Annotated in this window: 1 protein-coding gene; it reads left to right on the top strand. The window is 74.7% G+C overall.

Annotated features, from left to right (window positions below; translation table 11 throughout):
• Positions 1-771 (top strand): acetate--CoA ligase family protein (locus ABEE00_RS35705; RefSeq protein ID WP_345749989.1); only part of this gene is annotated, 771 nt, incomplete at both ends.

Below are 771 nucleotides of genomic sequence, written 5' to 3'. Positions count from 1 at the left end.
GCCAACCCCGTGGACACCACTGCCGGGGTCTCCGAGGAGCAACTGCACGCCTGCGTCGAGGCATTGGCCCGCGCCGTGGACTGCGTACTGGTCGTGCTGGTGCCCACCGCACTGGCCGCTGCGACCGGCGAGAACCTGCTGCGCGCGGTCACCCACGCCGCGCAGCGCGGCACCGGCACGGTGGCCGTCGTCCGCACCGAGCAGACCGCGCCCGTCGCCCTGCGCCGCAGCGGCGCGCGGAAGGCGGTCCCGTCCTACGCCGACTCCCAGCAGGCGGCCCGCGCCCTGGCACACGCGGTGCGCTACGCGCGGTGGCGCGCACGCCCCGAGGGCACGGTCCCGCAGCCGCGACGGGAGACCTCAGGCGCGGAGGGCAGCCGCGCCATCGCCGCCGCCTTCCTCTCCGCGCACCCCGAAGGCGGCTGGCTCAGCCCGCACACCTGCACCCAACTGCTCGACCACTACGGCATACCCCAGGTCCCCTGGCGCTGGGCCGAAGACGAAGACGCCGCGGCCAAGGCCGCGGCCCACCTCGCCGGCGAAGGCCACGGCCGAGTCGCGCTCAAGGCGTACTGGCCCGGCCTCCTGCACAAGAGCGACCAGAACGCCGTCCTCCTCGACATCACCGGCGAGGAACAGGCCCGCACCGCCTACCGCGACCTGGCCACCCGCTTCGCCGGCCTGCTCAAGGGCGTGGTCGTCCAGCCCATGGCGCCGCGCGGCATCGAACTGTTCGCCGGAGTCGTCCAGGACGAAGTCTTCGGCCCCCTG

It is taken from the genome of Streptomyces odontomachicola, assembly GCF_039605595.1.
Lineage (GTDB): Bacteria > Actinomycetota > Actinomycetes > Streptomycetales > Streptomycetaceae > Streptomyces.
The sequence above is the reverse complement of the archived record's forward strand: the minus strand, read 5'-3'. Positions and strand labels throughout refer to the sequence as shown.